This window comes from Burkholderia sp. DN3021 (assembly GCF_049805555.1).
GTDB classification, from domain to species: Bacteria; Pseudomonadota; Gammaproteobacteria; order Burkholderiales; family Burkholderiaceae; genus Burkholderia; species Burkholderia pyrrocinia_C.
Genome location: NZ_JBNCAB010000013.1, coordinates 57,869 through 79,058 on the forward strand (window position 1 = coordinate 57,869; position 21,190 = coordinate 79,058).

The 21,190-nt window shown below is 68.9% G+C and carries 19 protein-coding genes; 7 read left to right on the top strand and 12 right to left on the bottom strand.

The window, feature by feature from the left end; all coding sequences use genetic code 11:
- Positions 1-156: 156 nt before the first annotated feature.
- On the top strand, positions 157-927 hold the full coding sequence (locus ACPUER_RS09545) for an IclR family transcriptional regulator domain-containing protein (protein WP_425130945.1): 771 nt from the start codon (positions 157-159) through the stop codon (positions 925-927).
- Positions 928-1,024: 97 nt separating this feature from the next.
- On the opposite strand, the gene ACPUER_RS09550 is transcribed toward ACPUER_RS09545, so the two are convergent.
- The 5 genes from ACPUER_RS09550 to ACPUER_RS09570 form a co-directional block, all read right to left on the bottom strand.
- Positions 1,025-3,325, bottom strand: coding sequence for an ATP-dependent DNA helicase (locus ACPUER_RS09550; RefSeq protein WP_425130946.1), 2,301 nt, complete (start codon positions 3,323-3,325; stop codon positions 1,025-1,027).
- A complete protein-coding gene (locus ACPUER_RS09555; RefSeq protein ID WP_310140017.1) occupies positions 3,322-5,016 on the bottom strand; it encodes a VRR-NUC domain-containing protein in 1,695 nt (564 codons plus the stop codon). Before ACPUER_RS09555 ends, ACPUER_RS09550 begins: the two co-directional genes overlap by 4 nt.
- A gap of 91 nt (positions 5,017-5,107) precedes the next feature.
- On the bottom strand, positions 5,108-5,986 hold the full coding sequence (locus ACPUER_RS09560; RefSeq protein WP_072436788.1) for a MipA/OmpV family protein: 879 nt from the start codon (positions 5,984-5,986) through the stop codon (positions 5,108-5,110).
- A 213-nt stretch (positions 5,987-6,199) separates the two neighbouring features.
- Positions 6,200-6,511, bottom strand: coding sequence for a hypothetical protein (locus tag ACPUER_RS09565; RefSeq protein ID WP_310140015.1), 312 nt, complete (start codon positions 6,509-6,511; stop codon positions 6,200-6,202).
- A gap of 320 nt (positions 6,512-6,831) precedes the next feature.
- Entirely contained in the window at positions 6,832-7,131 is a 300-nt protein-coding gene (locus tag ACPUER_RS09570) for a hypothetical protein (RefSeq protein WP_425130947.1), read from the bottom strand.
- Between the two features lie 143 nt (positions 7,132-7,274).
- Between ACPUER_RS09570 and ACPUER_RS09575 the strand changes: the two genes are divergently transcribed.
- The 3 genes from ACPUER_RS09575 to ACPUER_RS09585 all read left to right on the top strand — a co-directional run bounded on the left by ACPUER_RS09575 (position 7,275) and on the right by ACPUER_RS09585 (position 8,903).
- Complete coding sequence (locus ACPUER_RS09575) at positions 7,275-7,523, top strand: hypothetical protein (RefSeq protein WP_175959107.1); 249 nt, start codon at positions 7,275-7,277, stop codon at positions 7,521-7,523.
- 338 nt (positions 7,524-7,861) lie between these two features.
- Positions 7,862-8,293, top strand: a complete 432-nt coding sequence (locus ACPUER_RS09580) for a CBS domain-containing protein (RefSeq protein ID WP_034179547.1) — start codon at positions 7,862-7,864, stop codon at positions 8,291-8,293.
- Between the two features lie 109 nt (positions 8,294-8,402).
- Positions 8,403-8,903, top strand: a complete 501-nt coding sequence (locus ACPUER_RS09585) for a PRC-barrel domain-containing protein (RefSeq protein WP_425130948.1) — start codon at positions 8,403-8,405, stop codon at positions 8,901-8,903.
- Positions 8,904-8,925: 22 nt separating this feature from the next.
- On the opposite strand, the gene ACPUER_RS09590 is transcribed toward ACPUER_RS09585, so the two are convergent.
- Together ACPUER_RS09590 and ACPUER_RS09595 are read right to left on the bottom strand one after the other, a co-directional pair.
- Positions 8,926-9,546 carry a DUF4142 domain-containing protein gene (locus ACPUER_RS09590; protein WP_425130949.1) on the bottom strand — a complete coding sequence of 207 codons (621 nt, stop codon included), beginning with the start codon at positions 9,544-9,546 and terminating at the stop codon, positions 8,926-8,928.
- A gap of 121 nt (positions 9,547-9,667) precedes the next feature.
- Positions 9,668-11,659 carry an ATP-binding protein gene (locus ACPUER_RS09595; protein WP_425130950.1) on the bottom strand — a complete coding sequence of 664 codons (1,992 nt, stop codon included), beginning with the start codon at positions 11,657-11,659 and terminating at the stop codon, positions 9,668-9,670.
- 388 nt (positions 11,660-12,047) lie between these two features.
- Between ACPUER_RS09595 and ACPUER_RS09600 the strand changes: the two genes are divergently transcribed.
- Positions 12,048-13,085 (top strand): sigma-54 interaction domain-containing protein, encoded by a 1,038-nt coding sequence (locus ACPUER_RS09600; protein WP_425130951.1) that lies wholly within the window; start codon positions 12,048-12,050, stop codon positions 13,083-13,085.
- A 30-nt stretch (positions 13,086-13,115) separates the two neighbouring features.
- Here ACPUER_RS09600 and ACPUER_RS09605 read toward each other — a convergent pair whose 3' ends face one another.
- Both ACPUER_RS09605 and ACPUER_RS09610 read right to left on the bottom strand, forming a co-directional pair.
- Positions 13,116-14,915, bottom strand: a complete 1,800-nt coding sequence (locus tag ACPUER_RS09605) for a methyl-accepting chemotaxis protein (protein ID WP_175959102.1) — start codon at positions 14,913-14,915, stop codon at positions 13,116-13,118.
- A gap of 340 nt (positions 14,916-15,255) precedes the next feature.
- Entirely contained in the window at positions 15,256-15,510 is a 255-nt protein-coding gene (locus ACPUER_RS09610; RefSeq protein WP_425130952.1) for a DUF3562 domain-containing protein, read from the bottom strand.
- On the opposite strand from ACPUER_RS09610, the gene ACPUER_RS09615 reads away from it, so the two are divergent.
- A complete protein-coding gene (locus tag ACPUER_RS09615) occupies positions 15,503-15,991 on the top strand; it encodes a hypothetical protein (protein ID WP_425130953.1) in 489 nt (162 codons plus the stop codon). The two genes, ACPUER_RS09610 and ACPUER_RS09615, sit on opposite strands and share 8 nt — an antisense overlap.
- Before the next feature lie 83 nt (positions 15,992-16,074).
- Positions 16,075-16,509 (top strand): hypothetical protein, encoded by a 435-nt coding sequence (locus ACPUER_RS09620; RefSeq protein ID WP_310139995.1) that lies wholly within the window; start codon positions 16,075-16,077, stop codon positions 16,507-16,509.
- A gap of 517 nt (positions 16,510-17,026) precedes the next feature.
- Here ACPUER_RS09620 and ACPUER_RS09625 read toward each other — a convergent pair.
- The 3 genes from ACPUER_RS09625 to ACPUER_RS09635 all read right to left on the bottom strand — a co-directional run bounded on the left by ACPUER_RS09625 (position 17,027) and on the right by ACPUER_RS09635 (position 21,028).
- Positions 17,027-17,962: a universal stress protein gene (locus ACPUER_RS09625; RefSeq protein ID WP_175959099.1), complete on the bottom strand. Its 936-nt coding sequence runs from the start codon at positions 17,960-17,962 to the stop codon at positions 17,027-17,029.
- A 216-nt stretch (positions 17,963-18,178) separates the two neighbouring features.
- The gene (locus ACPUER_RS09630; RefSeq protein WP_175959098.1) at positions 18,179-19,561 is read right to left on the bottom strand and encodes an amino acid permease; all 1,383 of its coding nucleotides are present in this window, start codon (positions 19,559-19,561) and stop codon (positions 18,179-18,181) included.
- Positions 19,562-20,002: 441 nt separating this feature from the next.
- Positions 20,003-21,028 (bottom strand): DedA family protein/thiosulfate sulfurtransferase GlpE, encoded by a 1,026-nt coding sequence (locus ACPUER_RS09635; protein WP_175959097.1) that lies wholly within the window; start codon positions 21,026-21,028, stop codon positions 20,003-20,005.
- Positions 21,029-21,190: the final 162 nt, after the last annotated feature.

Below are 21,190 nucleotides of genomic sequence, written 5' to 3' on the forward strand. Positions count from 1 at the left end.
CTTGGACTTTGGATATACATCGATGATTGTATATCTCCCATATCCCGCCTGCAAAGTCGGGGCATAACGCATGCAGCGCGGGCCCCACCGTTCGATCTGCGCGATAATCGCCCACTCCCGCGCGATCACCGCGCATGACGGCACCGCTTCCCGACGATGAACAAGCCCGAACTCGACCGACGCGACTGGATTGCCGGCCTCGAAAAAGGCCTGATGATCCTGGAAGCATTCGACAGCCAGCACGCGCGCATGACGCCCACGCAGGCCGCCGCGCGCACCGGCCTCACGCGCACGGCCGCGCGGCGCTACCTGCTGACGCTCGAATCGCTCGGCTACGTCTACACCGACGGCAAGCTGTACGGCCTGACGCCGCGCGTACTGCGGGTCGGCTGGTCGTACTTCGACTCGGCGCGGCTGCCGCGCACGGTCCAGCCGTATCTGCAGCAACTGAGCGCGTCGTTGAACGAATCGGCTTACGTGAGCGTGCTCGACGGTTGGGAACTCGTGTTCATCGCGCGCAACGGCGTGTCGCGCGTGATGACGACCGGCTTCGTGCTCGGCGCGCGCGTGCCGGCGCCGCTGACGTCGCCGGGCGTCGTGCTGCTCGCGCATCATCCCGATCGCGAGGCCGTGCGAGCGTGGCTCGACGATACCGAACTGCCGCCGTTCACGCCGCACACGATCACCAACAAGGCGCGCCTGCTCGAACAGGTCGACCACGCGCGCGACGCCGGTTTTGCGGCGATCGAACAGCAATTGCAGGTCGGCGTGCGCGGGATCGCGGTGCCGCTGAAGAATCGTCACGGCGAAGTCGTCGCCGCGCTGAGCACGAACATGCCGATCGGCACGGAGACGACCGACGCCGCCGTGCGGCGCGTGCTGCCGCATCTGCAGGAAGCCGCGCTGGCGATGCTGAACGTGCTGTAGTGCCCCGCCCAGGGCGACGCCTGCTACACCGCTACGCAACGAACGGATAGCGCTTCTGCGCCGCAACCGGCAGTCTGCCGGCCGGGCAACTTCTCCTTCACCCGATCCGCCACCACCGCGGCAGCAGATCGCGCACTTCCCGCCGCCGGTAACGATCGTCGATCAGATGCACGACGCCTTCGTCGTGCTCGGTGCGGATCACGCGCCCGGCCGCCTGCACGACCTTCTGCAAGCCCGGATACAGGTACATGTAGTCGTAGCCGTTGCCGAAGCGCGCGTCCATCGCGCGCCGCATCTGCTCGTTGACATCGTTGACCTGCGGCAACCCGAGCGTCGCGATGAATGCGCCGATCAGCCGTTCGCCGACCAGGTCCACGCCTTCCGAGAACGCGCCGCCCAGCACCGCGAAGCCGACACCGCGCCCGCCCGCGTCGAAGCGCGCGAGAAACGCATCGCGTTCGCTTTCGGCCATGCCGGGCGCCTGCGCCCACACCGGCACGTCCGGATGGCGCGTCTGCATCAGCGCGACCACGCGCCCCAGGTAGTCGAAGCTGCTCAGGAAGCCGAGGTAGTTGCCGGGCCTGGTCGCGTATTGCGCGGCGATCAGGTCGGCGATCGGTTCGAGCGAACGGTCCCGGTCGCGCCAGCGCGTCGATACATGGCTCGCGACGCGCACCGTCAGTTGCTCGGCGCGGAACGGCCCGTCGACGTCGAGCCAGCCCGTGTCGCCAGGCAGCCCGAGCGTGTCGCGGTAGAAATGGAACGGGCTCAGCGTGCCCGAGAACAGCACGGTCGCGCGCGCGGCTTCGTAGCGCGGCGCGAGAAATCCGGCCGGGATCACGTTGCGCACGCACAGCGTCGACTGGACGCGGCGCCGGCGGGCGGCCGACGCGACGCCGTCGAGCGCCGGCTGGCGCGGCATCGGTACGCCGAGCAGCGTCGCGTCGAAGATCGACGCGCTGTCGAAGGCTTCGGCGAGCACGCCGAACTGGATCGCCTCGAAATGAAAGCGCAGCAGCGCGTCGCCGTTCGCGCGCGGCGCGTCGGTCAGGTGTTCGCCGATCGCCGCGACGAGGTTCTGCACGGCCGATACGATAGGGCCCGGAATGTCCGGATAGGCCGCATAGCGTTCGGCCTGCGCGCGATTGACCGTGCCCCACGCGCGGCCGAGCCGGTCGAACGCCTTGCGCAGCGCCGCGGGCGCGGCTTCGCGCGCGGCCGCGAACGCGAACGGATCGAGCGACGCGCTGTACATCTTGCGCGCACGGTCCAACAGGTTGTGCGCTTCGTCGACGAGCACGCCGACGCGCCACTGGTTCTGCTGCGCGAGCGTGTGCAGCATCGCGCTGCCGTCGTAGTAGTAGTTGTAGTCGCCGATCATCATGTCCGACCATCGCGCGAGCTCCTGCGCGAGGTAGTACGGACAGACGTCGTGCGCGAGCGCGGCCGCGCGCACGGTATCGCGATCGAGCAGCCCGGCACCGATCGCCGCGTCGCGCGCGGCCGGCAGCCGGTCGTAGAAGCCTTGCGCGAGCGGGCACGATTCGCCGTGGCACGCTTTGTCCGGATGCTCGCACGCCTTGTCGCGCGCGACGAGCTCCAGCACGCGCAGCGGCAGCGCGGGCGTGCCGGCGCCGAGCGTCGTCGCCGCTTCGAGCGCGAGTGCGCGTCCGGGCGTTTTCGCGGTGAGGAAGAACACATGGTCGAGCTCGCCCTCGCCGCACGCCTTCAGCAGCGGGAACACGGTGCCGAGCGTCTTGCCGATGCCGGTCGGCGCCTGCGCCATCAGGCAGTGCTCGTCGCGCGCCGCGCGATAGACGGCAACCGCCAGCTCGCGCTGGCCGCTGCGGAACTGCCCGTGCGGAAACGCAAGCGCGCGCAGCGCCGCATCGCGCGCCGCGCGATGGGCCGTCTCGCGCTCGGCCCAGCCGACGAAGCATGCGCACTGCTCGGCAAAGAACGCCGCGAGCGTGGGCGCGTCCAGCGTTTCCGTCAGCACGGTCTCGCGCTCGGACACGATGTCGAAATACACGAGCGCGACGTCGATTTCCGCGAGGCCGCGCGCGTCGCACATCAGGTGCGCATAGACCTTCGCCTGCGCCCAGTGCAGCGCGCGGTGGTTCGCCGGCATCGCGTCGAGGCTGCCGCGGTAGGTCTTGATTTCCTCGATGCGGTTCGCCACGGGATCGTAGCCGTCCGCGCGGCCGCGCACGGTGAGCGTGCCCCACGTGCCCGTCAGCGCGACCTCGGTTTCGTAGCGCGCGCCGCGGTTCGACGTGACCGCGCCGTGGCCGGCGATGCCTTCGAGCGCGGTCGGCGCAGGCGTGAAGCGCAGGTCGAGATCGCCGCGCCGCGCGGTGAACTCGCACATTGCCCGCACCGCGACGACGTAGCTCACGCGGACAGCCTCGCCGCGTCGGCGTGCGCGCCGCCCGCGCCGGCCCACTCGACATCGACGACGCGCACCGGCATGCCGTGCGCGACGCAGTACGCGAGCCAGCGCGTCTGGTTGTCCTGCAGCCGGTCTCCCGGGCCCTTCACCTCGATCAGTTCATAGCGGCGCTCGCCGGGCCAGAAGCGGACGAGATCGGGCAGCCCCGAGCGGTTGCTGCGGATATCCGCGAGCAGGCGCGCGAACCACAGCCGCAGGTGCTCGGGCGGCAGGCACGCGAGCGCCTCGTCGAGCAGTTCGTCCGTCAGCACGCCCCAGAACACGAACGGCGACTGCAGCCCCGCCTTCGTCGAGTAATGCCGGCGGATCGTGTCGCGATACGCGCCCGAATCGAGCTGCGCGAAGCAGGCGGCGAACGCGTCCGCGCGGCGTGCAGCGAAATCGGGCGCGTGCAGGTCGGCCGGGCCGCGCTGGAACGGGTGGAAGAACGCGCCGGGCACGGCCGCGAACACGGGCTCCCAGCACAGCAGCCCGAACAGCGAATTGATCAGCGTGTTTTCGACGTAATGGACCGTCGACGCCGGCTGCGCGAGATGGTCGCGCACCGCGAATTCGACGCTGACGAACGCGTCGGGGCGCGCCAGCACGAGCGTCTCGCGCGGCACGTCCGGCGCGGCGGCCGCGCGTTCGACGCGCTGGCCGACGCGGCGCTGCAGGCGCGGCAGCATGCGCTCGACGCGCTGGCGCTCCTCGTCGCTCTCGAAACCGCCGCGCGCATCGAGCGCCAGTGCGAGCGCGTCGTCGTCGCGCCCGCAGCGCTCGAGCACGCGGATGCGCCGATGGCGGCTGCCGGGCCATGCGCTGCGCGTGTAAGCATCGAGCGCGGCGGCCCAGTCGGCGCGGCGCTCGCAGGTCTGCCCGAGCGCGAACAGCAGCTTCGCGCGACGCGTCGCGAGCCACGGCTGCGCACAGCCCACCGCGTCGATCGCGCGCAGCAGGTCGTCGAACGGCAGATCGTCGGGCCACGCGTCGAGCGCGTCGCGGCACATCTGCAGCGCGAGATACGCGTCGACGTCGTCGCGCTGCTGGAACGCACGCGACGACGGCGCGATCGGCACGCTTTCGTACTGGAACACGCCGAGATCGGCGAGCACGAATTCGCTCCAGTCCTGATGCAGATTGCCGAAGAACATCAGGCGCAGCCGGTCGCACAGCGCGCCGACCGTCACGCGCAGCACGCGGTCGCCGGCCTGCGCGCACCACGCGTCGAGCGGCTGCGCGGCGTCGTGCGCGGGCCGCAGCCGTTCGAGCCATTCGGGCTTGCGCTCGCCCGCATGCGCGGCGAGCGACGGGAAGATGCGCAGCAGGTCGGCCTTGGTCGACAACGCGAACAGCTCGTCGAGCGTCAGCGCGGGCGCCGGATCGACCCAGCCGAGCTCGACGAGCGGCGCGGCCGCATCGAGCGTGCAGCCGATTTCGTCGTACGCGAGCTTGCTTGCGCGGAAGTCGGACCCGCTGCGCATCAGCATCCGCACGAGCAGCGCGCGCGATGCCTGCGGCAGCGACGCGAAATCGCGAACGAACGCCTGCTCCCGATGGTCGAGCAGGTCGTCGTAACGCTCGCCGAGCCAGGCCAGCGCGCGTTCGAAATTGGTCAGGTAGTAAAACGCCGGGGGCGTCGGCGAAGCAGGCGTCACGGGAATCGATCACTGTACGTTTGTACAGGTCGGAATCATATCAAATGTGACGGGAATTGCCGCACGCCGCCGCCCGGCCAGGACGCCGGGATCAGAACTGGTAATTCACCGACATGTCGAACACGCCGTTGGTCGACTGCTGCGTGATCGGGCTGCGCGCCGCGCGGCCGACGAGCTGCTCGATCGCGCCGTCCATCGTCACGAACCAGTGCTTGTTCACGAACCAGACCATCGTCACGCCCAGGCCAGCCGACTTGATCCCCGCGCCCGACGAATAAGCCGGCAGCCCCGAGCGAGCGGCGGCACCCTGGCTCACGCCGAACCAGCTGTTCATGTAGCGCGAGTCGGCGAACGACACGGTCGGCCCCGCGAACCAGAAGAAGTTTTCGTTGCTGCCGGGCATCGGCATGTATGCGGAGAAATCGCCGGTCCAGCCGTTCGAGCCGCCGATGCTACGGCGGACATCCGCGCGCAGCACGAGCGGGAATTCCTTCGAGATCACGTAATCGGCCGCCAGCTTCATCACCGGCGCCGCGTTGATGTTGTCGAGGCCGTTCAGGTGGCCGAGATCGTCGGCCGAGCGGCGCCCGAGGTCATAACCGACCGACAGGCTCACGCGCCAGTTCGGCCCGCGCAGCACGTTCGCGCCCAGCCCCTCGCCCGTCGACAGGAAGAACAGGTCGCGATAGCGAATGTCGAGATTCGGGCCGCCCATCACGCGATAGCGGTCGGAGCCCGCGTAGCGCGGCTGCAGCGTCATCGCGGCGCCGACGCTGACCTGCCAGGTGGAGACGGTCGGATCGAACAGTTTCTCGAGCGGCACGCCTGCCGAATATTGCCACTCGCCGAGCGGCGAAGGTGTCTGGGCCGACGCGTCGCGGGCGCCGGCCGCGGCAAGCGCCGCGCATGCCGACAAGCCGGATACGAACCGGCGCGCGCCGGGTGACAGTAACGGGCGGGCAACAGTCATCAAGGCGGTCTCCGTCGGTTGCGCGAAACGAACCTGAGGAAAAGCGCATCGCAGCCTCTTCGGCTGCAGCGGCTGGCAAGGCAGCCTGCGGCGCGAACGTAGCGTGCGCTGAATTAACGGACATCCTACGCGACGCGCGCGCAGACGCAAAGCGCCCGCTGCGCGCGGGCACTTTGCCGCCTTCCGGAATGGATGGGGGGAAGCGTTGCCGGATCAGAAACGCTCGACGTGATAGTCGCCGGCCAGCGCGGCCGGGCTGCGCGTCGACATCATCCGCGAGAAGCCGTCCGCGAGCCGCCCGAGCGCGAGCTGTTTCTGGCTGGCATCCCAGTGCGTATAGGTATCGTATGCGGCATCGTCGAACGATACGGTGACGGCGACCGGGCGGCCGCTGGCGCGAAAGCCGATATGCAGCACGCCGCCGGGCAACTCCTCGATGTGATAACGCAACGCGCGCGATTCGAAATAGCGGCCCAGCACCTGAGCGATCGCGCGCTTGTCTGGCGATTGCACGTGAATGTCCATGATGGTCCTCCTTTCAGTGGTCGTGCGGCCGGTTGCGGCGCACCGCGCCCGCCCGGCATCCGCATCGGCGGCGGGTGCGACGGCGGATCGCCGTGCGGCAGCCCGTCGGGCACGGGCGGATCGACGGGGTCGTCGCGCCCGGGCTGCGTCGGATCGGGGTCGACGTCGGGTGTCGGTTCGGGGCGGTGCAGCGTGAATGGCGTCTTCATGTCACTCCTGCGCGACGGCGCACATCTCGATGGCGCTGCGGCCGTACGCAAGCGGCGTGCCCGCTCCCGCGCCGTGCCCGTTGCCCGATCCGGCCTGACGCTGCCGTGCGGTCAGTCGTCGTAGGCCGCCATCACCAGCCACATCGTGCGCCCTTCCGCGATCAGCCGCACCGCGAGCGCGAACGGATCGGACGGCGAGCATTGCGCGACGAGCGCCCGCTGCGCGCGTTCGGGACCGTCGTAGACGACGTCGTTCAGCTCGCGCACCTCGTCCTTGCCGTCGAACATGCGCCGTTCGGGCCAATAGACCAGCGATTCGCGCTTCCACGCGTCGAACCGCTCGCGTACGTGGCCGAAATCGCCGCCGCATACGTTCGCGTCGTAACGTATTCTTTCCTTGGTTGCATTCATCACGATGTCCTCTCGTCCACGCCGGCGGCGCGCGGGTCATGCCCGTCGCACCGGCCGGCGTCCCCCGGCGTGCAAGCGTCGTGCCGCCGATGCCGCGCAGGCACGGCGCTTGCGCCCGCATCAACGAACAAGGAGGTTCGACCATGAACGTTCACGCCCCCGGCCGCCGCGACGCCGTGTCACCGGCTGCCGGCCTGCTCAGGCTCGCCACGTCCCGCCCGCCGCCCAAAGACAAGACGGAGGAGCGCATCGACGAAGGGCTCGAGGAGACGTTCCCGGCCAGCGATCCGCCCGCCGTCGGCGGTGCGACGCGTATCGACCCCGCCAAGCCGTCCGGCAAGCACGAACGTCGTGCGCCGCACGTCCCTTCCCCGCCCCGCGATCACGGCTGACGGCGGCACCCGGCTCGCGATGCATTGCGGCGCATCGGCGGGCCGGCGGAATCCGGAGCGATCTGATGAAGATCCTTGAACGCCGATGGCATGAAATCAGCGGCGCCGCCGGCGTCGCGACGCTGGCGGCGATCGAAAGCGCCGTGGTGCTCGCGATCGTCGCGATAACCGGCATCGGCCACTGACATCGCTTGCCGCCCGTTCGCGACTGCCGCCGTGGAAGATGTACAAGCGGGCTGGCAAATTTCTCCGTCGTCCGGCCGACAACGGCCGGCGTGCGCGGAGCGCGCGCGGCACGGTATCTGCTCCTGAATCGATTCGCTCACGAAGGAGGCTTCATGTATCGCGTCAACGAGATCATGTCGCGCGACGTGGTGTGCGTCGCGCCGACCGATACGATTCGCCATGCGGCCGAACTGATGCAGCGCTTCGATATCGGCGTGCTGCCCGTTTGCGACGGCACCGAACTCGTCGCGATCGTGACCGACCGCGACCTCGCGGTGCGGGCGCTGTCGCACGGCCATTCGTCCGATACGCCCGTGCTGGCGGTCGCATCCGCACCCGTGCAGTGGTGCGTCGAGGACGACGGCGTCGGTGATGTCCAGCAGCGGATGGCCGACGTGCAGTTGCATCGGCTGCCGGTGCTCGACCGCAGCCTGCGGCTCGTCGGCATCGTGTCGCTCGGCGATATCGCGACGCGCGCGGGCGGCCCCGAGCGCGACGAGCTCGCCAATACGCTCGAGGACGTGTCGCTGCCGCGTCGGCGCTGACACACGCGCGCTCCGTCGTTCCGCACGACGGCCCGCTGCCCGGGTGCGACGCGCACACGCACGCGTTTCGCGCGTGCGCCGGGTTGCCGTTTCGACCAGGAGGTTTTCGATGACAACGGACAAACCGTCGCGCGACGCCGCGCGCATTGTCGGCGCCGGCCGCCGCCCGCACGCACGCGGGCCGGGGCCCGACGTGATGGCCGCCCGCACGCTCGAAGGCGATCGCGTTCTGACGGTGGACGGCGACGACATCGGCAAGGTCACCGACATCATGCTCGACGTGCGTTCCGGCCGGATTGCATATGCGGTCGTCGCGTCGCGCGGCGGGAGCGGCGACAAGCTGCTCGCGGTGCCGTGGAACGCGCTGATACTCGACGTCGAGCGCAAATGCTTCGTGCTGCCCGTTGCCGCCGAGCAGGTGCGCGACGCACCCGGCTTCGACAGGAACCGCTGGCCGGCCATGGCCGATCCGGCCTGGGCCGAGGCGCTGCATGCGTACTACGGCAGTGCGCCGTACTGGCTGATCGAGGAAGGCGAAACGGCGCTCGACTCGCCGCCGTACGAGGCGTCGCCGGGCGGCCCCGAAGACGAGGCCCGGCGCAAGCGTTGAAATCGGCCGGCTGCAACGCGATTCAGTGCGCGGCCGCCACCGTCTGCGCGAGCTTCCGCGCGGCGGCCAGATGCGCGTTCAACGTCGGCAGCGCGCGGGCCGCGAATGCGCGAAGCTGCGGATCGCGGCCGTTGCGCGCCTCGGCTTCGTAGAGCCGGATCGCCGCCTCGTGCGTGCGCGGGCCCGCCAGCGCGACATAGGCCGTGTCGAACGCGCGGCCATCCTTCGTTCGCAATGCCGTCACTGCCGGATCGACAAGCATCCGCGTCTGGACCGGTACGCCCTTTTGCGCGCCAAGCTGCCGCAATTCGGCGGCGATGCGCGTGAGATCGTCGATCATCCGGCGCGCGAAGGCCTTTACGTCCGGGTTCGACGAGCGGTCGAGCGCGAGCTGGCTGGCCTGTCGTTCGACCTTGCCGAGCATCGCGGCCTTGTCGACGAATTCGGCATCGATGCCGGTCGGCCGCTGCGTCATGGCGGCCTCGTCGGCGGTCGGGCCGGGGCTGACGACGCCCGGCTCGACCTGCACCGACGAAGCAGGCGGCGCCTGCGCGTGCGAGAGCGCGAACGCCAATGCGCCGGCGGCGGCCAGCGCGCCTGCCGCCGGCCGGCGTTCGTCCCGGTTCATCCGATTCGTTTTCATCCGGGGACCTCCGTATGCGAGACGGAGCGGGCCGATCGCGCGGTTTCCCGTCACGCGGAACGCTCGGCCGACGTAAGGAAATCGGTCCACGCGCCGCTGCTCCATGCGCCCGCAGTGTCCGCTACCGGTCGCGCACTTTCCCGTCGCGTGAATCGTCCGGCGCGACGTCGACGATCACGCTCGCCAGCGTCGGCATGTCGACCGGCTTGCACAGATACGCGTCGAAGCCGGCGGCCAGCACGCGGTGACGGTCGGCCTTGCCGGCGTGCGCGGTGACCGCGACGACCGGCAGGTGTCCGCCGCCGCCCGGCAAATGCCGAATGCGGTCGAGCAGCCAGAAGCCGTCGCCGTCGGGCATCGCGAGATCCGACAACACGACGCTCGGCGGATGCCGTTCCACCACGTCGAGCGCATCGTGCCCCGACTGCGCGGTCGATACCTGCGCGCCCATCGTTTCGAGTGCCGCGGCGAGGCTGGCGCGCGACGTCGCGTCGTCGTCGACGATGAGCACGCTCCGGCCGTCGAGCGCGGCCGCGGCCGGCCGGCCCGTCGTGCGCACCGGTTGTGCGACCGGATCGTCTGCGTCCCAGCCGGCCGGCAGCGTGACCGTCACGGTCGTCCCGCGTCCGGCGCCCGCACTCGTTGCGACGACGTCGCCGCCATGCAGTTGCGCGATGTTGCGCACGATCGACAGGCCGAGGCCGAGGCCGCGTTTCGGCGAAGCGAACGCGCCTTCGGGCCGGTTGAACGTCTCGAACAGGTGCGGCAGGTGTTCCGCCGCAATGCCTTGCCCCGTATCGGCGACCGACAGCTGCACGCGCTCGCCCGCTCGCGTCAGCGACACGGTGATGCGCCCGCCCGGCGGCGTGAACTTGATCGCGTTGGACAGCAGGTTCGACAGGATCTGGCGCACGCGCTCGCCGTCCGCCGAGATCACGCAGGTCGGCATCGAGTACTCCGTCGACAGCACGAGCCCGTTCGCCCGTGCCGTCGCGTCGAGTTCGCGCGTGGCGTCGCGCACGACCCGCACGAGATCGACCGGCACGTGTTCGAGGCGCAGCCGGCCCGTCGCGAGCGACGACGCGTCGAGCAGGTCGCCGACCATGTGAGACAACGATCGCGCGCTGCGATCGATTGCGTCGATCGCCTGTTGCGCGAAGCCCTGCCCGTCGACGTTGCGCAGCACCTCGACCCAGCCGTAGATCACGTTCACCGGCGTGCGCAGCTCGTGCGAAACCGTGGCCAGCAGTTCGTCCTTCAGCCGGTTCGACGAGTCGGCCTGCGCACGCGCGTCGCGCGCGCCGCGCAGCGAACGCAGATCGCGCCGCTCGTCGCGGCGGCGTTCGCGCGCTTCGCTCAGCGTCATCGACAGGCCCGTGCAGTTGCCCTGCGCATCGATGATCGGCGACGCGGCAAAGGTCGCACGAAAGCGGCCGCCGTCGCCGCGCACGCACAGCACGTCGAGCGGCCCGACAGGCGCATGCAGGTTCGCGAACGATGCGGGCACCGGATGCCGCCGCAACCAGCGCGGCGCGATCATCGAAACGATGTCGCGCCCGGTCGCCTGCGCCGCGTCGATCCCGAAGATCCGCCACGCGGCCGGATTCCAGCTCGTGATCCGCCGCGCGGCGTCGACCCCGACGATCGCATCGGGCGACGCGTCGACCACACGGCGCAGCTGGCTGTCGTCAGGCGCGCGCGCGGCGGGCGCGGGCTCGCGGCGCGGCGGGCGGGCATTGCCGTTGCCGTCGTCATCGATTTCGCGCGGACGCGGACGATCGTTCGCGAGCAATGGCTTCACGGCCGCCACGAGCACGCACTCGACGAAGCCGATCGCGACGAACGTGCCGGCCTGCGCGAACAACGTGGCCAGCGGCGCATCGCGCCACCACAGCATGCCGATCACGGCCACGCTCGTAATGGTCGCGACCAGGCCGCCGCCGAATGACGTCAGCCACGCAGCAGCCGCAACGGCCGCATAGAAAGGCAGCGGCGCAATTGGCGCGTGCTCGCCGACGACGCGAATCGCCCACGCCTGCAGCGCGGACGCCAGCCCGATGGCCAGCACGACCCATGCACCCTGCCGTAACAACTCACGGTTCAGGGTCCTCATTGCATCCTTGCATCGCGCCGGCTCCCGTCGTGCGGCATCGTGCCGCTTGTCGGCCATCCGGCATTGTCGTCGAGCGTGCCGAGCGAGCATGGTGGTATCAGCAAGCAACATGCCCGATGCGGGCCTGGGGCGGTGTCCGGACCGAGGATGGTCGGACCGGCGTCATGACGGCCGTCTGTTCGGTCGCAGCCGGTCCGGCACCGGTCGAAGTCGCGGTCCGCCCGGGAGGAATGCAATCGCAACCGGCTTTTTCATCGGGTTTCTGTAAAAAGGCGCCGGTGGATCGTTCCACGGGTTCGCGGAAAGACCGATGGGCGATTCCTTCCGCTCACGCCGCGCACATTGGAAATTCCTATTCAGCGGCACCTTCGCGGCCGTTTCGCTGTCGATGACAAATATTGCAATGAACGGAACACGTGATGCCGATTTTCAAAACGGCCCGCTAACGCCGATGGTCGAACCCGCAAACCGGTCGAAGCAGTGCGCAGACGGCCGCCGGTTGTCCGGACGGTCCTCCGCGATGCGCAGGCTGCTCGGCCGCATCGAGAAAATCGCTCCGACCCGCGCCAGCGTGATGATTGCCGGCGAAAGCGGGGTCGGCAAGGATATCGTCGCGCGCCGGCTGCACGATCTCAGCGCGCAGCGGGACGGCCCGTTCGTGCCCGTGAACTGCGGCGCGATTCCGCCCGATATTGCCGAGTCGCAACTGTTCGGGCACGAGAAAGGCAGTTTTACCGGCGCGATCGCGCAGCGGGAAGGTTTTTTCGAAGCCGCGCGCGGCGGCACGCTGCTGCTCGACGAGATCGCGGAAATGCCCGCGGCGCTGCAGGTGAAGCTGTTGCGGGCAATCGAGTCGAACGCGATCGTGCGGGTGGGCGGCACCGAGCCGATTCCGCTCGACGTGCGGATCATGTCGGCCACCCGCCACAATCCGGCCGACGCCGTGCGCGACGGCCGGCTGCGCGAGGACCTGTTCTACCGCCTCGCCGCGTTCGCACTGTACGTGCCGCCGCTGCGCCAGCGCGACGGCGACATCGAGACGATCGCGCTGGAATTCGTCGATACGCTGAACGCGCGGCACCGCTCGCACAAGCGGCTGACCGACGCGGCGATCGCGGCGCTGCGCGCGTATTCGTGGCCCGGCAACGTGCGCGAGCTGCACAACACGCTCGAGCGCGCGTACATCCTGGCGGACGACGGCATCGACGTCGCGCTGCCGAAGCAGGCGATGCCGCCCGAGCGCACGTCGGAGAGCGCAATGGCGCTGCCGCTCGGCGCGACGCTGCACCACGCGCAGCAGCGCTTCATCGCGGCGACGCTGCGTCATTTCGACGGCAACAAGCCGCGCGCGGCGAAAGCGCTCGGGATCAGCCTGAAGACGCTCTACAACCGGCTCGCGCTGATGCGCGACCGAGGCCGCTCCTGAGCGGCACGGCCGCGCATCCGGCGTGCCGCGTCACGCGACCTTGAACTGCCCGACCGTCGTCGCCAGCGCGTTCGCCTGCGACTGCAGCGCGGTTGCGGCCGCCGTCGACTGTTCGACGAGCGCCGCGTTCTGCTGCACCATTTCGTCGAGCTGCGTGACCGCGCGATTCACTTCCTGGATGCCGCGCGTCTGCTCGTTCGCCGCGTGCGTGATCTCGGAAATGATCGTCGTCACGTTCGACACGTTGGACACGATCTCGCGCATCGTGTCGCCGGCCTGGCGCACCTGCCCGGACCCGGCCGACACGCTCGCGACCGTCGATTCGACCAGCACCTTCACTTCGCGCGCGGCCTGTGCGCTGCGTTGCGCGAGGCTGCGCACTTCCTGCGCGACGACCGCGAAGCCGCGGCCCTGCTCGCCCGCGCGCGCCGCTTCGACGGCCGCGTTCAGCGCGAGGATGTTGGTCTGGAATGCGATCCCGTCGATCACGCCGATGATGTCGCCGATCCGGCCCGACGCTTCCTCGATCTTCCCCATCGTCGCGACGACGTCCGACACGACCACGCCGCCGTGCGACGCGATCCGCGACGCGGCTGCCGCGCGTTCGTCGGCCTGGCCGGCGGCTGCCGCCGACTGGCCGACGGTGGCCGTGATTTCTTCCATCGAAGCGGCCGTTTCCTCGAGGCTCGCCGCCGCCGATTCGGTGCGCGACGACAGGTCCTGGTTGCCCGCCGCGATTTCGTTCGCAGCCGTGCGCACCGATTCGCTCGCGTCGCGGATCTGGCGCATCACGTCGTTCAGCTTGTCGATGAAGCTGTTGAACGAGCGCGCGATGTCGGCGACTTCGTCGCGGCCGTCGGCCGGCAGGCGCTGCGTCAGGTCGCCCGCGCCCGAGCCGATCGCGGCCATCGCCTGACGCACCAGCGACAGGCGGCGGAACGCGGTCGCGGTGATCGCGCCGATGATCAGCGACGCGACGCCGACGATCACGATCAGCGTGATCAGCGACGCGGTCAACAGCGAGCGCATCCCGGCCGTCGCCTCGGTCTTGTCGAGCAGCACCAGCGCATACCAGTCGGTGCCCGGCACGGGCCGCGCGCGCACCAGCTTCGCCTCGCCTCCGACACTGACCTCGACGGGCGCGGTCGCGGCCGCGATCGACGCGGCGCTCGTCGCGCCGAACTCGGGCGACACGTCGGCGACCGGCTTCAGCGTGAGCTTCGGATTCGGGTGCGCGACAACGTGGCCGCTGCTGTCGATCAACATCCCGAAGCTTGCGGGCGTCGGGTGGATCGACTTCACGTTCGCGATCACGCTGTCCATTGCGACGTCCGCGGCGACCACGCCCTTCAGCGCACCGTCGCGCAGGATCGGCACCGCGAACGTGACGACCAGGTTGCCGGTGCCGGCGTCGACGTAAGGCGGCGTGACGACCGGCTTGCCGGCCTGCGCGGCCTGCTTGTACCACGGGCGGCCGGTCGGATCGTAGTCGGGCGGGATGCCGGTCGGGTCGGAGAAGCGGAACGCCTTGTCGGCATAACCCGCGTAGACGTTCGTGAAGCCGCCGGCCGCGGCCATCTGCTTGAACACGGGCAGCGGATCGGGCGCCAGCGCGGCATCCTGCAGCGACGCGATCATCCGGCTCCGGGTGGCGACCCAGTCGGCAATCCCGACCACATGGCCGCTCGCGACGGAGGTCAGGTTGCGGTCGATCGCGTCGTCGTTGTATGAGCGTGCGATGAAGTAGTTGATCAGCGTGGTGGCGACGAGCGCGAATACGACGATGGCGACGCACGCGGCAAGGATGCGGGCGCGGATGGAGGAGAACATGGCAACGACTCGGTAAGGGAGCGCGAACGCGCGGTGGACCAGTTCACCGGGTAAACGGCAATCGCGCCGCTTACTTGAGGCCGTTGCGACAATTCAGCGAAATGTATGACGAAACGCCGCCGGCTGTCGGCGGATCGTCAGGAGACTGCCGTGCCTGACCGGTGCCCGTGCAGGTCGCCGGGCGCGGCGACGGTGCCGACAGCCTCGTGCGCGGAAATCGCCGGGCGTTTCGGGTTGGCCGGCTCGCCGTCGACCGCATGCGTGAAGGTCGAGCGGGATTTGACCGCGGCCCGGCGACGGATCGGGTAACGCCCGCGGCGTCAGCCGCGGCGTGCGCCCGTCATAGCCGATGGCTCGGGCGCGGATCGGATTCAGCGGGCGACGTATCGGCCCGCGTGACGCTGTCGAGATCGTCCTGCTGGCGCATCCGTTCGCGCAGGTGCCGGATCGCAAACACGTGGATGTAGTCGTGCACGCGCGCGCCGGACGACAGCACGCGCACTTCGTCGTCGAGCATCGCGCGCAACTGGTCTGCGCCGATCGCACGCTGTTGGGCGGCTTCCTTGAGTGAATCGAGCAAATTGTCCTTGGACATCGACGAACTCCTGACGGTCGAGGAACGAAAAGATGACGGTACTGGAAGTTTAGAAACTGGACGGCTGCGCGGCGTACGATGCGCCGGAGCATATTTGCGCGCGATCAACGGCACGTTGCGTGCCGCCGTGCCGATCCGTCTCCGGACCGGCCGCGCCCGGTTCGCGGCGCAAACCGCCCGCGAACGAAACTGGAAGCCCTGCCACGCCACCCCGGGCGCGGCACCGGTCGACGGGCTGACGATGGAACGCCGCGCGACGCCGATGCAGTTGGGGAACTTAGACCGGCCGAAATCATGCGTCAAGCGACGTCTGCGGCACCCCGCTCATTCGTCGGAACGAACGCGCGGATCACGGCAGATAGCATCGCACCCGCCGATCGGCCGCCACGCGTGTCAGCGGATTCCGATACGCACCGCGCAATGCCTGACAGCGACTTCAGCGCACGCTGCTTGGCAGCGCGTTGTCGCCGCCCGATACTGATGGCATGAACAAAGCGTTCATACCGGGTCATCGCCCAGCCGGCCATCGAGCCGGCATGCGGGGTCCGGCGCGGGAGACCAACCATGACACATCGCAACTTCGCAGGCCGGGACGGCCAGCGGCACGCGTCGGGCAATGCGCGCGCCCTGCCCGCCCAGGCCGGGTCAGCCGGCATCCGTCCGTCCGACGATCTCGACACCTTGCTCGCGCTCGCACGCGAAGCCGGGCTGCTCGTCATGCTCGACGGGCAGATCGGTCGCGAAAAATACCAGAGCGTCGCGGGGTCGGTACTCGCGCTGCAACGGTTCGCCGCGGCACTCTGCGCGCGGGCCGCGGACGACGCGCCGGCCGTTTCGGAGTCGCGCCGCAAGGCGCGCCCCGGCTGGCCGCATGCGAACCGGCTGCGCAATCGCACATGCGGCGTGTGCGCACCGCTGCATGTCGTGCGCCGACGCCCGCATGTACGCCGCGGTGCCGGCCGCCAGCACACTCTGCGGTCGACTCTTCGCACCCTCTGAGCGCGCACGCAGCAGGCACGGCACGGGGCCGTGCGATGGCCTGGCTTCTACAGGGCCTACAGCGTGCCGCGCATGTACGGCGATGCCATGCATGCCGCGAGCATCCGCCGGCCCGCATCGACTGCGCGCCATGACGGGCCATCGCGTGCCGTTCCACACGGCAGCATTCACGACAATTCCTGCGGGGAAAAGAAATCTGACGGGGCCGGCAATGCGGAAAGCGGACGGGGTGACTCGCACCCCGCCCGTCCTCCAAGGCAGCCATCGGCTGCCTACCCTCGTGCCAGAGAGTTCCGGGTCGGACGATGCGCCATGCAATGCGAGGCGCGGCTCCTGAAAAGGATGGGTCGGCGACCAACGCGCCGTCGATCGATGCCCGCGTTCATGCGCGACTGTCATTACATTTGCACGACAGACCGGCCGCATCGGCGGATATTCAATGAATGTCTCACGCGATGCGCATGCCGTTTCTGATGCAGGTCAACCAAGGCCCGTTTCGTGCGTGACAGCGCGCCATTCACTCCGCGCCACGCACGAGCAAGACAGGCACTTGCGCGAGGTGCGCAACGCGGCGCGCGACGCTGCCGATCAGCCAGGCGGCGATGCCGCGCCGGCCATGCGTGCCGACCACCAGCAACTCCGCACGCCAGTGCACGGCGTCGCGCATCAGCGCATGGGCCACGTCGTCGCTGGTCGGACGCGTTTCGACGATACCGCGCTTGGTCGGGTTACCGGTCGCATGGAACAGCGGACCGACCTTCGCGAGTGCATCCTCGCCCTCCGCACGGTACGCATCCTCGAGCGCGCGCACCGGCACGAAATCCGTCAGACGAACCGCGCGATCGATCACGTACGCCGCATACAGCAACGTCGTCGGCGCCGCGAAGCCGAGCCCGACAAGCACCGCGTGCAGCGACGGCTCGCTGCCGTCGACCGCGAACATCAGCCGCTGCAGCGTGCCGTCCGACGGACGTGCATAGCCGGCCGGCACGATCAGCAGCGCGCAGCGCGCGCGCGTCGTCAGCGTGTCCGACATCGCGCCTTCGACGAGCCGCAGCAGCCCGTGATGCGGATTCGCGCCGACCACGAGCACGTCTGCGCGCCACGCCAGCGTGTCGTTCACCAGCGCATCGGCGACCGTGCCGCCCGTGACCGACGTATCGATGACGACCTGCTCGACCTCGATGCCGCTGTCGTCGAACAGCGCCGCGATCCGCGCGTTGGTGGCTTGCGCCTCGCGGATCATGTCCTCGCGCGCCGACGTCAGCAGCGCGTCGATGCGCGGGATGTCGGGCAATACGAGGCGCGGGTTGTCGATCGTGCAGACGATGCGCAATCGCATGCCGGCACGCAGAAGCGTGCGCGCGTAGCGCGCGGCGGCCAGCGATTCGGGCGTCGGATCGACGGCCAGCGCGATTCGCGCGAGCGTCGGGATGGACTGGGCAGGCTGCATGGCGAAGGCCTCCGTGCGGGCGCGTCGTCGCGGAACGACGACGGGAGCTTCGCGCGGAAGCGGCGCGCGACGGCCGGGCGGCCGAACGGCTGGCGCGGTCGCGGGGATCGCCGGGTGACCACGCGAAGCGCGGACAAGCAATGCGTTCAGCATAGGACGTCCGGCCCACGCGCGCATGATCGTGATCAACGATCGCGCAGCCCCTGCCCGTACTGCTTACGACTTCGTCGGCACCGATGCAGCCGGACGGTTCGCGTAGAACAGTGCATACGCGATGCCGAGCAGCACGATCCATACCGGCCCGATCACGAGCGCGACGCGCGTGTCGGGCGTGAACGCCATCAGCACGACGACCAGCGCGAGAAACCCGAGCGCGATGTACGAACCCAGCGGATAGAACGGCACGCGGATCGGCAGGCGCGCGATCTTGTCGGCTGAAAGCGTGCGGCGAAAGCGCATCTGCGCGATCAGGATCACGCACCACGTCCAGATCGCGCCGAACGTCGACACCGACGTGAGCCACGTGAACACGTGCTGCGGCGCGAGATAGTTGAGCAGCACGCCGATCAGCAGCAGCGCGACCGACACGATCACGCCGTACACCGGCACGCCGTTGCGGTTCACGCGGCCGAGGCTGGCCGGCGCCTGGCCCTGCTGCGCGAGGTTGTAGAGCATCCGCGCGGTGCTGAACAGGCCGCTGTTGCACGACGACAGCGCCGCGGTCAGCACGACGAAGTTGATGATGCCGGCGGCGGCCGAAATGCCGAGCCGCGAGAACGTCATCACGAACGGGCTGCCCTGCGTGCCGATCTGGTCCCACGGATACAGCGACATGATCACGAACAGCGCGCCGATGTAGAAAATCAGCACGCGCCAGAACACCGAGTTCACGGCCTTCGTCAGCGACTTCTCCGGGTTGCGCGCCTCGCCGGCCGTGAGGCCGAGCATTTCGACGCCGAGATACGCGAACATCACGATCGGCAGCGCGGCGATCACGCCGCCGATGCCGTTCGGCATGAAGCCGCCGTGCGCCCACAGGTTCGAGATGCCGGTCGCGACACCGCCGTTGCCGATGCCGAACGCGATCATCAACCCTCCGCCGACGATCATCAGCACGATCGTGACGATCTTGATCAACGCGAACCAGAACTCGAATTCGCCGTACAGCTTGACCGCGATGAAGTTCACAGAGCCCATTGCCATGAGCGCCGCGAGCGCCCAGATCCAGTTCGGCACGCCGGGGAACCACATGTGCATGTAGACGCCGACCGCCGTGATTTCCGCCATGCAGGTGACGATCCACACGAACCAGTAGGTCCAGCCGGTCAGGTAGCCGGCGAGCGGGCCGAGGTAGTCGCGCGCGTAGCGGCTGAACGCGCCGGCGACCGGATTGGTGATCGCCATCTCGCCGAGGGCGCGCATGATCAGGAAGATCGCGATGCCGCCCAGCAGGTAGGTCAGCAGGATCGCCGGGCCGGCCGTGCGGATCGCGGTGGCCGAGCCGAGGAACAGGCCGACGCCGATCGTCGCGCCGAGCGCCATCAGGTTGATGTGCCGCTCTTCCAGCCCGCGGTGCAACTGGTCTTCTGGTTGTTTCAAGTCCGTCTCCTGGCAGCCGCGCGCGGGCCGCCGTCATTGTGTCGATGTCAATGCGCGACCGTTCATGCCGATCTCGGCAGCCGAAAACGAAATAATCTCCGCCGTCGTTTTCCGAATGAGAAACGACACGGGTGCTGCGTCAATCCGATTGGAATCGCCGCGGATTATCCGTATTCTCCGGAACAATCCGGAAAACGGATCGGGCCTTTCACGGAATACGCCCGTGCGGCCCGTACGACGCGGCTGTGCGCGTGACGAGCGGCAACGGGATCAATCGCTTTCGGCGCGAACGAGCGCGCGTCGAATGTGCGCGATTAGGCGCACGCAATATGCAGGCGGGATTATATGAATGATCGGAGGTTTCACGCCAGCCGATTTTCTCAAATCGCGATGCGTGAAACCGCTGGCGGAATTCGAATGCGCGCGGCGCCGCGCACGCATTTATTTGGACAGCGTCGCCCTCACCGTATATTCGCCTTCGAGCGCACCGTGTTCGGGCCGCACGAAATAGCGCGACGAATCGAGATCGGCCGGCAGCGGCTCGACCGGATAGCCGTGCTTCTCCCACGCATCGAGGCCGCCCTTCAGCGCCCGGATGTTGTGGATCATCTTCTTGCGCTGCATCTTCGCGATGATGCGTTTCGCGGTCGCTTCGTTCGGGCACACGCAATAGACGACAATCGGCCGCTTCAACACTTCCGGATCGAGCAGGTCCGGCGAATCGAGATCGACCGGCACCGCACCGGCGATCCGGTACGGTTCGCGCTCGCGGATCGCCTTCGGCCGCGCGTCGAAGATCAGCGGCGGCTCGTCCGACGTCATCATCTCGACGAGCTGCGGCGGCGAGATGCGCACCTGCGCGAGATAGCGGCGGAACTGCACGCGGCGCACCCAGCGGTACAGCAGGAACGTGATGAAGATCGCGAGGAACGCGTCGAGGATCGTGCCGCCGCTCGCGCGCACCCACAGCACGAACTGGACGATCTGGTCGTGAATGGCCGCGCCGCCGACGAGCCAGAACGCGGCCCACAGCGACGCGCCGGCCAGATCCCAGAACAGGAACACGCCGACGCCGATCGCGGTCGTGCCGAGCAGCGGCGCCGACACAAGGCCGAGGCCCGGCAGGAATTTGGACAGCACGAGCAGCGGCGCGCCGTATCTTTCGAATACGTTACGCGCGAAGCGCAGCGTCGTGTCGAGCGACAGCGAGAAGCGCACGAGGCCGTTCAGCAGGCGCCGGCCGCGCGTGCGGCCCATGAAGAACCACAGCGAATCGGCGAGCATCGTCGCGCCGATCGCCGCCGCGAACATGCTGGCCCACGACGCCTGCCCCATCGCCGCCATCGTGCCGCCGAGAATCAGCATCGGCACGGCCGGCACCGGCACGCCGAGCTGCGTGATCAACACGCTCGCGAACACGGCCCACGGGCCGAGCGACGATGGAATTGCAATGGGAAAGTGCCACACGGCGGCGCTCCTGGAAGACATGCGGGCCGCGCGACGGGGGCCGTCGGACCGGCTGCGCAACGGCCGCCGCGGCACGTCCGCAGCAGACCTTGTGCATCACGCGCATTCTAAACGGGTTTGACCGGAATCGCGCGGAACACACGCCATCGTCACGGGCTTCAG

Excerpts from the sequence above, each read along its gene's own strand:
- ACPUER_RS09595 (WP_425130950.1), bottom strand. The coding sequence starts at position 11,659 with ATGAGGACCCTGAACCGTGAGTTGTTACGGCAGGGTGCATGGGTCGTG.
- ACPUER_RS09585 (WP_425130948.1), top strand. The coding sequence starts at position 8,403 with ATGACAACGGACAAACCGTCGCGCGACGCCGCGCGCATTGTCGGCGCC.
- ACPUER_RS09565 (WP_310140015.1), bottom strand. The coding sequence starts at position 6,511 with ATGGACATTCACGTGCAATCGCCAGACAAGCGCGCGATCGCTCAGGTG.
- ACPUER_RS09560 (WP_072436788.1), bottom strand. The coding sequence starts at position 5,986 with ATGACTGTTGCCCGCCCGTTACTGTCACCCGGCGCGCGCCGGTTCGTA.
- ACPUER_RS09610 (WP_425130952.1), bottom strand. The coding sequence starts at position 15,510 with ATGTCCAAGGACAATTTGCTCGATTCACTCAAGGAAGCCGCCCAACAG.
- ACPUER_RS09600 (WP_425130951.1), top strand. The coding sequence starts at position 12,048 with ATGACAAATATTGCAATGAACGGAACACGTGATGCCGATTTTCAAAAC.
- ACPUER_RS09575 (WP_175959107.1), top strand. The coding sequence starts at position 7,275 with ATGAACGTTCACGCCCCCGGCCGCCGCGACGCCGTGTCACCGGCTGCC.
- ACPUER_RS09605 (WP_175959102.1), bottom strand. The coding sequence starts at position 14,915 with ATGTTCTCCTCCATCCGCGCCCGCATCCTTGCCGCGTGCGTCGCCATC.
- ACPUER_RS09570 (WP_425130947.1), bottom strand. The coding sequence starts at position 7,131 with ATGAATGCAACCAAGGAAAGAATACGTTACGACGCGAACGTATGCGGC.
- ACPUER_RS09620 (WP_310139995.1), top strand. The coding sequence starts at position 16,075 with ATGACACATCGCAACTTCGCAGGCCGGGACGGCCAGCGGCACGCGTCG.
- ACPUER_RS09590 (WP_425130949.1), bottom strand. The coding sequence starts at position 9,546 with ATGAAAACGAATCGGATGAACCGGGACGAACGCCGGCCGGCGGCAGGC.
- ACPUER_RS09580 (WP_034179547.1), top strand. The coding sequence starts at position 7,862 with ATGTATCGCGTCAACGAGATCATGTCGCGCGACGTGGTGTGCGTCGCG.
- ACPUER_RS09545 (WP_425130945.1), top strand. The coding sequence starts at position 157 with ATGAACAAGCCCGAACTCGACCGACGCGACTGGATTGCCGGCCTCGAA.
- ACPUER_RS09625 (WP_175959099.1), bottom strand. The coding sequence starts at position 17,962 with ATGCAGCCTGCCCAGTCCATCCCGACGCTCGCGCGAATCGCGCTGGCC.